Source organism: Flavobacterium sp. 90 (assembly GCF_004339525.1).
In the GTDB taxonomy this organism is placed as follows: Bacteria; Bacteroidota; Bacteroidia; order Flavobacteriales; family Flavobacteriaceae; genus Flavobacterium.
The window spans coordinates 996856-1009624 of sequence record NZ_SMGE01000001.1 but is presented as its reverse complement, the minus strand read 5'-3'; the positions used below and the strand labels follow the sequence as shown (position 1 = coordinate 1009624).

Annotated in this window: 14 protein-coding genes and 1 tRNA gene; 11 read left to right on the top strand and 4 right to left on the bottom strand. The window is 31.6% G+C overall.

Translation table 11 applies throughout. The features are described from left to right. The first annotated feature begins 280 nt into the window (after window positions 1–280). Window positions 281–655, top strand: coding sequence for a hypothetical protein (locus C8C83_RS04000; protein ID WP_121326534.1), 375 nt, complete (start codon window positions 281–283; stop codon window positions 653–655). A gap of 159 nt (window positions 656–814) precedes the next feature. On the opposite strand, the gene C8C83_RS03995 is transcribed toward C8C83_RS04000, so the two are convergent. Beyond that, window positions 815–1225, bottom strand: coding sequence for a helix-turn-helix domain-containing protein (locus C8C83_RS03995; RefSeq protein ID WP_121326533.1), 411 nt, complete (start codon window positions 1223–1225; stop codon window positions 815–817). A 463-nt stretch (window positions 1226–1688) separates the two neighbouring features. Here C8C83_RS03995 and C8C83_RS03990 point away from each other — a divergent pair, with 463 nt between their 5' ends. The 7 genes from C8C83_RS03990 (at window position 1689) to C8C83_RS03960 (ending at window position 6593) form a co-directional block, all read left to right on the top strand. Continuing rightward, the gene (locus C8C83_RS03990) at window positions 1689–2228 is read left to right on the top strand and encodes a helix-turn-helix domain-containing protein (RefSeq protein WP_121326532.1); all 540 of its coding nucleotides are present in this window, start codon (window positions 1689–1691) and stop codon (window positions 2226–2228) included. Between the two features lie 89 nt (window positions 2229–2317). Beyond that, window positions 2318–3229 (top strand): hypothetical protein, encoded by a 912-nt coding sequence (locus tag C8C83_RS03985; protein ID WP_121326531.1) that lies wholly within the window; start codon window positions 2318–2320, stop codon window positions 3227–3229. 151 nt (window positions 3230–3380) lie between these two features. Then, window positions 3381–3821 (top strand): hypothetical protein, encoded by a 441-nt coding sequence (locus C8C83_RS03980; RefSeq protein WP_132011665.1) that lies wholly within the window; start codon window positions 3381–3383, stop codon window positions 3819–3821. 112 nt (window positions 3822–3933) lie between these two features. Further along, entirely contained in the window at window positions 3934–4443 is a 510-nt protein-coding gene (locus C8C83_RS03975; protein ID WP_121326529.1) for a hypothetical protein, read from the top strand. 90 nt (window positions 4444–4533) lie between these two features. Then, complete coding sequence (locus tag C8C83_RS03970) at window positions 4534–5085, top strand: GNAT family N-acetyltransferase (protein WP_121326528.1); 552 nt, start codon at window positions 4534–4536, stop codon at window positions 5083–5085. 206 nt (window positions 5086–5291) lie between these two features. Further along, window positions 5292–5627 carry a hypothetical protein gene (locus C8C83_RS03965; protein ID WP_121326527.1) on the top strand — a complete coding sequence of 112 codons (336 nt, stop codon included), beginning with the start codon at window positions 5292–5294 and terminating at the stop codon, window positions 5625–5627. A gap of 48 nt (window positions 5628–5675) precedes the next feature. After that, window positions 5676–6593: a GyrI-like domain-containing protein gene (locus tag C8C83_RS03960; RefSeq protein ID WP_121326526.1), complete on the top strand. Its 918-nt coding sequence runs from the start codon at window positions 5676–5678 to the stop codon at window positions 6591–6593. Between the two features lie 131 nt (window positions 6594–6724). On the opposite strand, the gene C8C83_RS03955 is transcribed toward C8C83_RS03960, so the two are convergent. Next, entirely contained in the window at window positions 6725–7123 is a 399-nt protein-coding gene (locus C8C83_RS03955; protein ID WP_121326525.1) for a lipocalin family protein, read from the bottom strand. 234 nt (window positions 7124–7357) lie between these two features. On the opposite strand from C8C83_RS03955, the gene C8C83_RS03950 reads away from it, so the two are divergent. Continuing rightward, complete coding sequence (locus C8C83_RS03950) at window positions 7358–7726, top strand: hypothetical protein (protein WP_121326524.1); 369 nt, start codon at window positions 7358–7360, stop codon at window positions 7724–7726. A gap of 84 nt (window positions 7727–7810) precedes the next feature. Here C8C83_RS03950 and C8C83_RS03945 read toward each other — a convergent pair. Further along, a tRNA-Met gene (locus C8C83_RS03945) sits at window positions 7811–7883 on the bottom strand. Between the two features lie 116 nt (window positions 7884–7999). Here C8C83_RS03945 and era point away from each other — a divergent pair. Further along, on the top strand, window positions 8000–8881 hold the full coding sequence (gene era / locus C8C83_RS03940) for a GTPase Era (protein ID WP_099712802.1): 882 nt from the start codon (window positions 8000–8002) through the stop codon (window positions 8879–8881). Between the two features lie 404 nt (window positions 8882–9285). Beyond that, a complete protein-coding gene (gene der, locus C8C83_RS03935) occupies window positions 9286–10596 on the top strand; it encodes a ribosome biogenesis GTPase Der (protein WP_121326523.1) in 1311 nt (436 codons plus the stop codon). Between the two features lie 84 nt (window positions 10597–10680). On the opposite strand, the gene C8C83_RS03930 is transcribed toward der, so the two are convergent. Then, complete coding sequence (locus C8C83_RS03930; RefSeq protein ID WP_121326522.1) at window positions 10681–12549, bottom strand: hypothetical protein; 1869 nt, start codon at window positions 12547–12549, stop codon at window positions 10681–10683. Window positions 12550–12769 lie beyond the last annotated feature (220 nt).

Below are 12769 nucleotides of genomic sequence, written 5' to 3'. Positions count from 1 at the left end.
AGTATTCGAGCTTTTACATTTTAGCTTAAGCCAAAAAAAGCTTCAGATTTCTCTGAAGCTATTGGAAAGCATTCAATTATCGAACCAGTTTGTTGTGGGGTATTATGTGATTTTTGTATCAAAGACATCTGGTAAAAAAAGTCTTTATGATGATTTATAATGAAAAAATTATATATTTGAAAGACAACGGTTTGTAATATTTATCATATGTCTACTCAAATTTAGGTGGCTTTGCGTGGTATTATCAGTTATATAAATAATTTATAGGCAATTTTCATACATGACTTCAAAAAAAATAATAATTATCATTCTGATATTACTCGCTATTATTTCGTCAACATTAATCTATTGGAAAACAAATAGGATATCTCCCGGATCTGGAGGTTGTGAATATGAAAAATTTACAGACACAATAAAAGTTGAAAAGATAGTTTATAAAAACGACTCAATTGACTACATAAATTTTAAATCAATAGTTGATTCTAATCAAATATATCAGGAAGATTCGTGGGACTTAAGTTTTCGAATTGGGAAAGATTTTAGTGAAAAAGAAATTAAAGATACTCTGAATAAATACTCTATAAATGGACAAAGGATTATTAAAGGAGCTTGTACGCCATATTCAATAGAAGAAATGCAACTTATTAAAAAATAAAAAAGACTGGCTATAACGGCTATTACAAAAGATTTGGGCAATTGGCTTAATGCAAAAAAGGTTTTGGATTTGAGATGATTTGGCTAATGTGATGAATGTTCTAAGCAAAAAAAAGAGACTAAATAGTCTCTTTGCAGAATTAATATATTTTATAAATGATTATTTGGTGATTAGTTTTTCAAGCCTTGCCATCATTTCATCTTTTTCTTTTAACATTCTTTCGTACAAGGCAATCTTCTCTTCATGAAGTTTTTTTAGTTCCTCCATTGGATTTATGTTGAATGTAGGCTTAGCGTTTCCTATATAACCATCTTTTTCAATATTAAATGTATTCGAAATAATATTTACAGCATGTTCCTCCTCAAAACTTTGAAAAGCTTCAACAGGAATTCTCAATATTGCTGAGATTTGTTTAAGAAGACTTTCTTCAATTACATCTTTTTGCTCCAGCAAAGAAATTTTCTTCTGATTCCAGTCTTCTCCCAGATCATAAGCCAATGCCTCTTGCTTTATATTAAGCATTTCTCTGAAACGTTTTATGTTTCTTCCCTGATGTATTTTCTGTTCCATAATGAATATCAATTTTCTGTAGGCTCAAAGATAAAGCCATTTGGCTTAAAAATTTTGACTTTCAAAGATAAAAAAATATCCTGTTAATTGTCTTAAATAAAAAAGTGACAAAGGAGAATATTTCTTCTTGTCTTTTGATGCATGAACAGTTCTTATGCAAAGCTGTGCGAATGTCGCTGGCTTTGCACATTTTTTTTTAGATGCTATAAATTGTACATTTTTCGAAAAATTTCAGTTGTGAGAACGACTTAGAAAGCGTGTCGTTGCAGTAGAAATATGGTATAATTTTACACTTTTTAAACTAGTAAAAGTATTCCATAAATTATAAGTAATTATCAATATATTTGGTTTGAATAAAGTAGGACGTTTTTCATTCTTAACAGCCCAAAATTGGGTGGCTTTGTATGATTTTGTCTTAATATAAGTTAGCAGAAAGTTTATCAGAACCGCAAACAAAACCAAAATGAAATCAATAGTTCAACATTTAAGAGAGGGAAAAAATTTAACCCAGACCGAACTTGCCGAAAAAAGTGGACTTTCGCTAAGAACAATTCAAAGGATTGAAGCTGGAAATATCCCAAAAGGATTTACATTGAAAGCACTTGCAAATGTCTTTGAAACTGAGCCTGAAAAACTAATAGCTTTCAAAGAAATTACAAAACTTGACAGAGCAAAATTGATTAATTTTTCTAGTTTATTAGGACTTATAATACCTTTTGGAGGAGTTATATTCCCATTAATCCTGACCAGTAAAACAAACGATCCAAAAAACAAAGAACTTGGAAAAAGTATTGTAAGTGTTCAAATTCTAATTGCAGTTGTACTTGCTGCTTCTCAAATCATAAGCCCATTCATTCAAAAAGGGTTATCACTACATTTTCCGCTTTTTATAGTTCCATTATTATTAATTATGTGTCTTAAATTATCAGTAGTTATTGTAAACGGTATAAGTTTAAATAATACAAACGATTTGCATAAAAATTTAAAAATCAATTATTTATAACTGCTGTCGGTTAATTGACGTAAAATTGGCGTATTGCTTTTGCAAAGAAATTGTTTTCTAAAACAGAAATTTGCAGAAAAAATAATCTAATGAAAGTTTTAAAGAAAATTGTGTTGGCTTTTTTGGTAGTTTTGGTTTTAGCTGTATTTGGTGGTTATGTTTATTTTGACCAAAAATTTACTCCGGAAAATAATTATTTGACAGTAGATAATGAAAGTGGTTTTGTACCATTTAAGTGGCTGGGTTCTGAAAAAAATGCTTTGTTGCTTCCTATACATTTTTCGAATGACACCATGACTTACTATTTGCAATTTGACACTGGTTCGCCTTATACCGTATTTTACTCAAATTCAATTAAAAAAATTAGCCAAATTTCCGTAGATAAAGAGCTTGCAGAAGCTTCTTTTTACATTGGGAAGACAAAAATTACTTCCGATAAATTCAAAATTTACAATCACGGAAATGATAATAATAATGATTCAATAAAAATAATTGGGACTATTGGAGGAGATATTTTAGAAAACAGAAGAACAATCATCAATTTTAAAGAAAATAATATTGCTTTAAATTTATCTAAAGTGCCCTCTCAATTACAAAACAAATTATTTGATTTTAAATTCAAAAAAAGAAAAATAATCTTTAAAGGTTTTTTAAAAGGGCAGGAGGAAAGTTTTTTATTTGATTCAGGGACAAGTGCTTATGAATTATTAGCCAACAAAGAAGTATGGGAAAGCTTGAAACTGCCAAATTCAAAAATTAACATTGAAAAGTCAAAATCCTGGGATAATGTTTTGACTACTTTTACTGCAAGCTGTAGCCAAAAAATAAAATTTGACACTGAGGAAATATCTTTAAATAATATTACTTATGTTGAAGGATTTTCGCAAGTTCAATATTCAATGATGAAATTTTCGGGTATGACAGGAATGTTGGGAAATAAAATATTCTTAAATAATTGTTTGTATATTGACTGTATACAAAACAAAATGGGAATTGAATAAAAAAATAGTTCCTAATGACAGCAGATTTAGACAATAAGATTAATAGAAAGTTGGTTTTGTATTTGACATGATTTGGCAAATCCGAAAATAGGAATTAATTTAGTTTCAAACTTACTGTAGTGGCAGAACGTTATAGACAAACACAGCCAAAATGATGAAAATACATTCCATTCAAAAAATATTTATAATTCTAATATTTGTGTTCTTCTATTCTTGTAAAGAGAAGGTTAATGAAAATTTAGAAGATAAAAATCTGATCACAAAAAATTTCGATTTCAAAAATGCCAATGGATGGTGGAAATTGAAAAAGGCAACAAATAAACCAATTCGATTAATAAATGCAGGTTATACAAATGATCTAACGCTTCACTTAAATCTTGATGGGAATGCCGAAATTTTTAAAGATAATAATCTAGATTCGTTAGTAGATTATCAGTGGAAACCGACCTCAAAAGGAATAAGTCTTGGAAGATTGTGTATTGTAGGTTCAAATTCACCAATTTATTTTCTAAGCAAGAAAAAAATGATAATGTCGTTTGACGAAAGAAAAATGGACACATTATTATTCGAAAGATGTGAACCTTTAAAGTAATAAATGCCAGCCAATAATAGTTGTTTAACAAGATTGGCGTTTTGGACTTAATTTAGTCTTAGATCTGTTGTAGTCCCAAGATGTTGACGATAATTTTAAAACATATTAAACTATGAAAATAGCAGGTTGTGAAGTTAAATTGCTTGATAAACTTAGAATTATGAGAAATATTTTTTTAATGCTTTTAACTTTTAACATCATAATTTCGTGTAAACATAAACTTGATTCAAAAGTGGAAGATGCTGTAAATCTTTTGAGTCATGAAAAATGTATAAATACTGTTTGGGTTGAAGATAATGATTCGTATAAAAACTTAATTAAAGTAGCAACTGTTGAAGATTTGGTTTATTTGACTGATAGTGAAAATCCATACATTCGATATTATGCTTTTATTGGATTAAAAGAGAAAAATTATCCAAAAATTAAAGAGATATATTTCAAACATAAGAATGATTTTGAGGCTATTAGTACTACAAATGGAGCTTGTCTAAACGGCTCGGCTGAAATAAATGATTTAATGTTTTGGGCTCTCGATCCAAAATATTCAGACTGTAAATATGGTTTTACTCAAGATGAATATGATAAAATGGCTAAAGAAGAATACGATAAAAACACAAAATAAACTTGCATGCAGCAGCTATTGTAATGGATTTAGGTTTTAACGGTCAGTTCTTGACGATGAAAACTGATAATATGAAATGAACAAGAAATCATGAAGAAAGAATTTCCAACTATAAAAACCGAAAGACTTTTACTGCGACAATTTGCAGATAGTGATCTTGAAAATGTTTTCAAAGGACTTTCATATCCTGAAGTTATTAAGTATTATGAAGTGAGTTTTCAAACATTGGAAGCAACCAAAGAACAAATGCTTTTTTTTGCTGACCTTGAAAAAAACGATACCGGAATTTGGTTTGCAATTTGCTCGGCTGATAACAGAACATTCTACGGAGCGGGTGGATTAAATAATTTAAGTAAAGAACATAAAAAAGCAGAGATCGGTTTTTGGTTAATTCCAGATTTTTGGGGACATGGAATTATAAAAGAAGCAATACCCTTAATTTGTAATTATGGATTTAACGATTTAGAACTTCACAGAATTGAAGGATTTGTTGAGTCGGAAAATAAGAATTGTAAAAGCATAATGGCTAAACTTGACTTTCAATACGAAGGAACTATGAAAGACTGTGAAATTAAAAATGGTAAGTTTATAAGTCTTGATATTTATGCTAAACTAAAAGATAATTTAATAAAGCCTGGATAGGAAATCTAGTAAAAAAAAGCTCCAGATTTCTCTGAAGCTTTTTGTCTTAGTATCAGGAAGCATTCAATTATCTAGCCAAATTATTTATGATTTTTATCAAATTGCTTTTTAGTTTTATACAACTTTTTGATAATTTGGATATGTTAAGTTTGCCTTCTTAGAGAAATTAAAATAATTTTATATTTCAACAAGATAAAATATTGAGGATGAATAAGCAATTCAAAAAGAATATGAAAGTGCAGATCGAAAATGACAAAAAAATCTCATTGTTAAGCAAGGAATTGAAAGCGCAAGACGAAATAAATCTTTATATAAAACTAAATAGATTGAATTTACCAAAAGAAAAAGAATGGGATGAATTGTTATCTGATATGATAAAGGAGTTGCTTGAAATTGGATGGAGTACTGATATTAAAATTAATACTAGAATAACTTACGGAAGTTATAGAATAGAGTTAATAACTGAAAATTCTGATTTACGAATGAAATCACATAAAATAATAAATAAGTTTATTGAGAAATTTGAAACTGAGAATCTATAAAAACAAAAGTTTGTCACACATATAAACAAGTTATAAAGCATTTAAGAAATGACAGTAACAGATAAAGAAATACAAGCTGATTACAAAAATCGAATTAACCGAGTTTTTGAGTTTATTGATCAAAACTTGGAATCGGACTTATCGCTAAATACAGTTTCGGAAATTGCTTTTTTCTCACCATTTCATTTTCATCGAGTTTTCAAATTTGTTACAGAAGAAACTCTTCATGAATACGTAAAACGAAGAAGAATAGAAAAATCAGCATCTGATTTGTTACATAAAAACATAACAGCAACTGAAATAGCACATAAATATGGATTTAGTGATAATTCTTCCTATTCCAGAGCATTTAAAAAGCATTTTGGAGTAAGTCCGACTGAATTTAAAGGCCAAAATCCAAATAGATTTAGCAAGATTCGTCAACTTAAAAGCAAGAATGGACAAGAATATCCTGACTATGAAAAATACATTTGCGTCATTAATAATCTTAAAAATTGGATAAAAATGAACGCAAAAATTGAAATTAAAGAAATGTCAAAAATGGATTTGGCTTATGTATCTAGTATTGGTCCTGATAACCTTGAAAATGCCTATGGGAAATTAGTACAATGGGCAACACCAAAAGGATTAATAAACGGCCAAACAAAAATGATAACGGTTTATCACGACAGTTTTAAAATTACTGAAGCCAACAAAGTAAGGATGAGTGCTTCGATTTTACTAGACAAGGCAGTAGAAACAAATGGAGAAATCGGACTGACAACAATAGAAGCTGGAAAATTTATCGTTGGAAGTTTTGAAATTGGATTACAGGAATTTGAAAAGTCGTGGACTGGGTTATTCGTTTGGATGAACGAAAATGGATATAAGAAAGCTGACAGAGAGCCTTTTGAAATTTATTATAATAATTTTAATGAACATCCTGAAAGGAAGGCTATTGTTGACTTTTACATACCAATTGAATAAAAAAACACCGCTTCCGCACGAATCCTTTTATGTGACAGAAAGTGAATCGGCAAAAAAATAAAACCATAACAAACAAACAAAGCTTCAGATTTCTCTGAAGCTTTGTTTGTTTTTTTCCAATACGCGATTTTTCAATTACTTCTTTGAAATTTTTGAGAATAACCTTCATTAGATAGATAATGTAAAAGCAGGTAGTCGTTTTTCAATTCAAAATGTATTGTTGCAATATTTGAGTTTTGGCAATTGGTGGTTATAGAATTATTATGCAGACTAAAACTTCCGGAACTTTTTATTTCATCGGAGTACGGATCACATAAAGAAGTATTAGTTACTATAGTTCCGTTGTTTTTAAACTCAATAGTTTTATTGCTTTGCACTGCTTTAAAAGTTCCGCTGCCGTCACCTGGATCAGCCAAAACTTCAGTTAGTTTCCAAGTTCCTATTAACTCAGGTGTTGAGTTCTCCTGATCATCACTATTACACGAAACAAGAAGGCTAATTAACATTAAAAAAATAATATTCTTTTTCATATTTATCTGGTTTTTAGTTATAATAAATAGATTTTAAATCATGCAAAAGGTTGCGTGTAATTTTGAAAAGTATTGATTTTAGTTAGTTTACTGTGTCCACAAAGTGAATAATATAAGGCTACAACTGTACAATGTTGTGGTTTTTTAGTAATGCCAGTTTAAAAGTTTTATTTTTGTGTTAAAGTTGAAATGGGCATGGATTGAAAATCCACGCTATTGAAATAATTACTATTTATGGAGAACAAGCGAATTCACTTAAATTATAACTTTTTTATTTCATTTCCGGGAGGATATAGGATTCAAGATGCCTTAAATGATAATATTGATGTTTATATTGTTTTAAAAAATGATTATTCTAAAGTTTATATTGCTACAATTTTTACACTGGAAAATATAAAAATGATAATGAAAAACAATCGTGAAAAATGGTTTTGGGCTAGCGATTTTTTTATAGTTAAAGATTTATCAAGAAATACAATTTATCAATCAATAGATGATGTATTAAAGAATGAGTCATTAAATATTGATACTATGTTTAGTAAAGCAAATATGACTTATTTTGAAATATTTGAATCAAATAAAATAAGAGAGGATTTACTTTAAACTTAACCCCGCTCGTGAACGCAAAAATTTCAAAGTAATCCAAAACAAAAAAGCTCCAGATTTCTCTGAAGCTTTTTGTCTTAGTAGCGGGAACAGGACTCGAACCTGTGACCTTCGGGTTATGAGCCCGACGAGCTGCCTACTGCTCTATCCCGCGATGTTTCGGGTGCAAAGATACGCCGTTTTTTGAGAAATCCAACGAAAAGATTAAAAAATGTTTTATTTTCTGTATTGAGTTGATATGACTACCTTTGCAAAATAAATAATATGCAAATGTCACATAAAGCAGGTTTTGTAAACATCATCGGGAATCCAAACGTTGGAAAATCAACATTGATGAACGCCTTTGTTGGAGAAAGATTATCGATTATTACATCAAAAGCACAAACAACTCGTCACCGTATTCTTGGAATCGTGAATGGCGAGGATTTTCAACTTATATTATCGGATACTCCAGGAATCATCAAACCGGCTTATGAAATGCAGGAATCGATGATGAACTTTGTAAAATCGGCTTTTGAAGATGCTGATATTCTGGTTTATATGGTCGAAATAGGAGAGCAGGACTTAAAAGATGAAGCTTTCTTTAATAAAATTATCCACGCTAAAATTCCGGTTTTGTTATTGTTGAATAAAATTGACAACTCAAATCAGGAACAATTAGAGGAACAAGTTGCATTCTGGACTGCAAAAGTGCCAAATGCTGAAATTTTCCCAATCTCGGCTTTACAGAATTTTAATGTACCGGAAGTTTTTGGCAGAATCATTGAGTTACTTCCAGAATCTCCTGCATATTATCCAAAAGATCAATTAACAGATAAACCGGAACGTTTTTTCGTAAACGAAACGATTCGTGAAAAAATCTTGTTGAATTACAGCAAAGAGATTCCGTATGCGGTTGAAATCGTAACGGAAGAATTTTTTGAAGACGAAGCTATTATCAGAATCCGTTCGATTATTATGGTGGAACGCGAAACTCAAAAAGGAATCATTATTGGACATAAAGGTGCTGCTTTGAAAAAAGTTGGAACCGAGGCTCGCGCAGATCTGGAGAAATTCTTCGGAAAACAAATTCATATTGAACTTGTTGTTAAGGTGAATAAAAACTGGAGAAGCAATGCGAATATGTTGAAACGATTTGGATATAATCAGTAGTGGTTTAATCGGTTAATTGTTTAATTGTTGATTTGTTAGAAATGCGAAATTGGAATGGTTAAAGTTGTTTCAGGTTTCATGTTTTGAAAATAAAAGGTTTTGTATAAAACAGAAAGCTGATATTGAAAACTGAAGCCCTAGCCCTGATAGAAGTGGAAATCCTTTTTCTGGCTTCTTTAGCCAGGAAAAGATTGTAACGAATAGCAGGAAATAGCTCCCAAAAAATAGTCTGAAATAACAGGAAAAATAATAAAAAACTTAGGTACTTAGAAACTTAGCGACTTAGTCACTTTTTTAACTACCTTTGCAAAAAATTAAAATAAAAGGATTTTGGATTTATAAGTGATTGATTATGGGAGACTAAAATCAAAAAATCTAAAGTCTAAAATCAAAAATTCAAAAAAATGAATAACATTGTTGCGATAGTAGGAAGACCTAATGTGGGGAAATCAACCCTTTTTAATAGGCTGATACAAAGAAGAGAAGCTATTGTAGATTCGGTTTCTGGAGTTACCAGAGATAGAAACTACGGTAAAAGCGAGTGGAACGGAAAAGAGTTTTCTGTGATTGATACCGGCGGATATGTTCGTGGATCTGATGACGTATTTGAAGGTGAAATCCGTAAACAAGTGGAGCTTGCTATCGATGAAGCAGATGTTATTATTTTTGTTGTTGATGTAGAAGAAGGTATTACACCAATGGATGATGTTGTTGCGCGTTTATTGCGTAAGGTAACAAAACCAGTTTTATTGGCTGTTAATAAAGTAGATAACGCAATGCGCGAAAAAGATGCTTTGGAGTTTTATAATCTTGGTTTAGGAGATTATTATACATTTGCAAGTATCTCAGGAAGTGGAACGGGAGATTTATTGGATGCTTTGATCGAATCTTTTCCTGTAAAACCAGAACCTGTTCAACCAGAAATCGTTTTACCTCGTTTTGCTGTTGTTGGACGTCCAAATGCTGGTAAATCAAGCTTTATCAACGCCTTAATTGGTCAGGATCGTTTTATGGTTACGGATATTGCAGGAACAACTCGTGATGCAATTGACACAAAATTTGACCGTTTTGGTTTTGAATTTAACCTGGTTGATACTGCGGGAATCCGTCGTAAGGCTAAGGTGAAGGAAGATTTAGAGTTTTACTCGGTAATGCGTTCTGTTCGTGCGATTGAGCATGCAGATATTTGTATTTTGGTTATCGATGCAACTCGTGGATTTGAAGGTCAGGATCAAAGTATTTTTTGGTTGGCTGAGAAAAACCGTAAAGGTGTCGTAATCTTAGTAAACAAATGGGATTTGGTTGAAAAAGATACCATGTCGACTCGTGATTACGAAGAGAAAATCAAAAAAGAATTAATGCCTTTTACAGATGTGCCAATTTTGTTCGTTTCGGCTTTAACGAAACAACGTTTATTGAAAGCACTTGAAGCTACGGTTCAGGTTTTCGAAAACAGAAAACAAAGAATCGCAACTTCAAAATTCAACGAATATATGTTGAAAGTTATTGAAGCTTATCCGCCGCCAGCAACAAAAGGGAAATATGTGAAAATTAAATATTGTATGCAGTTGCCAACATTAACGCCTCAGTTTGTGTTTTTTGCAAATATGCCACAATACGTTAAGGAGCCATATAAAAGATATTTGGAGAATAAAATTAGAGAAAATTGGGACTTCGCAGGAGTGCCAATCGATATTTATATCAGAGAGAAATAAAATTTCTTTTTACAGTTAATAAAAAAGCAACATTTCGAATTTTGAAATGTTGCTTTTTTTTTGTGGTTTATTTAGAAATGGTTGTTAAACGTCGTAGAAGAAAAGTTGTTCAAGCGGTGTTCCTCCATCAGAATCACCGTTGTCGCCATCGTGTTTTCGCGTAGACGAATATAGTTTTACGATATAAGTACAACGCGCTAAAGTTGGCGGATCATTTAGTTTAGAACTACTACTTGTTCTTTCGTCAACAGCTGGCGCAGTATCAATGATACCGTCTATAATATCTCTTTCAGTGCTTTCACTATTTTTTCTTATGTTCAATTTGCAAGTCGATAAATAGCGGTGATATAAGGTATATTTAGCGTGTATTGTGCCGTTTACAGGAGTACAAAGTGTGCTTTCTTCTAGCTCTTTTATAGACAATTGTCTGTATATTGGAGTATTGTTCATTACAACAGAATTTAATGTTGTTCCGTTGCCATCAATAACGCCAAAACTATTGGTTGCTTTGTTAATCACTTCTCTGATTTCGAATCGTATTGCAAATTTTTCCAGCGGAGCTTTACTTGCAGGAGGAATATTTTGTCCCGGATTAATACTGTCCGGAGTAATGCCTACAGCAGTTGTTAATGCTGCTGTATTTAGAGAAATTAGTGTGTCTTCTTCGATAATATTATATAGCGGTAAATCTGCAAGAGTAAAACCATTTGTTACCAAAGCTCTCTCAATGGACTTGTTTACATCAAACCAGCCTTGAGCATCAAAATCACTTTGAGCGCTGTCTACATAAATAATATCATGGTCAAGAATGGGAATTTTTCTGGATAATTTAGAAACAGTACTTGGAGCAAATAAGCCGCTGTCGACTCCAATAGTTTTGGTAAAATTTGTTTCATCTAAAGGAGCTGAATTATTGGGTGCAGTTGTATCGCTGATTCTAAAACGATATTCAATTGGGTATCCGCCAGCTGATTTTAAAGCTGCTTGTCCGGTTAAACGGATAGTGCTGTACAATACATGTTTGCCGGAGCCCGCAAAACCATCGGCATCAAAATCGTGAACGCCTAATCCGAAAGAAGAACTAAAAGCGGTTCCAATTCCTGTCCATGCACTCGGAAAACCAGGCCCCTCGGGATCAAAAACATTTATTTCAGAACATAAATTGACACATAGACAATAGCCTACATTTTTGCGCGCATCTGCTTTTGTTTCATTGATTAAAGTTGTTCCGCTTAATTCGGCTTTGAAATAAACGTCCGGACCACTTTGAAAAGAAAGGAAATTAGGATCTGTTTCGATATTTATCCATGGCGATAAAAAGGTTTTTTTGAAATCTACAGAGGTATAATCGATTCTAAAATGTCCGGAAGCATCCGTTGTATCAGAACCTAAATTATCATCTGTTAGAAAATCGGCATCCATTGCAGTAACTTTTGCATTTGCAATAGGTTTTCCGGTTTTGCAGTTTCTCAAATGTCCACAAATAACCCACGCATCAAAATAATGGCCTCTTATATAGCACCACCATTTATAAGCAATATTACATTGCCATCTCAAGTTTAGGTCTTTTGTTTGTTGTTCAAGCTCAGAATGTATTGATAATGTTGTAATATGAAATTGTACAATTTCGTCTCTTTTTGGTTTTGGAAATTTTGGAGGAACCGTTCCGCAAATAAAATCGATATCTAAATCAGAACCCACGTATCTTTCGTCAATTTCGAATTCAAAATTCCCTTTGGGATCTGTTTTGGCTTTGCCAATATATAACTCTTGTCTTTGTTTTGCTTCCTCTTTTGATACATAATGAAATGTATCTTTAGTATTTGCAACCTGATTCGTCGGGCGGGTTTCTTTTCTGTACGGAAGATAAAATAAAACTTCAACTCCGGATATCGCCTCAATACAATCCTCACATACATATCCTCGTAAGGTGCCTTTAAAAATATTTTTCATGATTAATTGGTTTAAATTGTCTGTAATAGTTTTTTTTGATGTTTCTGAAGCATTGTTTCAGAATTTTTAATAGGGTCTCGTCTTTTAAATTTTACATCACAAAGGTTTTGCATTTTTATAAGATAGAAGCAAGGTGAAGTACCGTTTTTATAAGGGGCAATTCCCCCTTTTTACAAGTCTTTTTAAGAAAAAAAAATCAAGATAAAAGAAAAGTTTGCGA

Excerpts from the sequence above, each read along its gene's own strand:
- C8C83_RS04000 (WP_121326534.1), top strand. The coding sequence starts at position 281 with ATGACTTCAAAAAAAATAATAATTATCATTCTGATATTACTCGCTATT.
- C8C83_RS03995 (WP_121326533.1), bottom strand. The coding sequence starts at position 1,225 with ATGGAACAGAAAATACATCAGGGAAGAAACATAAAACGTTTCAGAGAA.
- C8C83_RS03990 (WP_121326532.1), top strand. The coding sequence starts at position 1,689 with ATGAAATCAATAGTTCAACATTTAAGAGAGGGAAAAAATTTAACCCAG.
- C8C83_RS03985 (WP_121326531.1), top strand. The coding sequence starts at position 2,318 with ATGAAAGTTTTAAAGAAAATTGTGTTGGCTTTTTTGGTAGTTTTGGTT.
- C8C83_RS03980 (WP_132011665.1), top strand. The coding sequence starts at position 3,381 with ATGATGAAAATACATTCCATTCAAAAAATATTTATAATTCTAATATTT.
- C8C83_RS03975 (WP_121326529.1), top strand. The coding sequence starts at position 3,934 with ATGAAAATAGCAGGTTGTGAAGTTAAATTGCTTGATAAACTTAGAATT.
- C8C83_RS03970 (WP_121326528.1), top strand. The coding sequence starts at position 4,534 with ATGAAGAAAGAATTTCCAACTATAAAAACCGAAAGACTTTTACTGCGA.
- C8C83_RS03965 (WP_121326527.1), top strand. The coding sequence starts at position 5,292 with ATGAATAAGCAATTCAAAAAGAATATGAAAGTGCAGATCGAAAATGAC.
- C8C83_RS03960 (WP_121326526.1), top strand. The coding sequence starts at position 5,676 with ATGACAGTAACAGATAAAGAAATACAAGCTGATTACAAAAATCGAATT.
- C8C83_RS03955 (WP_121326525.1), bottom strand. The coding sequence starts at position 7,123 with ATGAAAAAGAATATTATTTTTTTAATGTTAATTAGCCTTCTTGTTTCG.
- C8C83_RS03950 (WP_121326524.1), top strand. The coding sequence starts at position 7,358 with ATGGAGAACAAGCGAATTCACTTAAATTATAACTTTTTTATTTCATTT.
- era (WP_099712802.1), top strand. The coding sequence starts at position 8,000 with ATGTCACATAAAGCAGGTTTTGTAAACATCATCGGGAATCCAAACGTT.
- der (WP_121326523.1), top strand. The coding sequence starts at position 9,286 with ATGAATAACATTGTTGCGATAGTAGGAAGACCTAATGTGGGGAAATCA.
- C8C83_RS03930 (WP_121326522.1), bottom strand. The coding sequence starts at position 12,549 with ATGAAAAATATTTTTAAAGGCACCTTACGAGGATATGTATGTGAGGAT.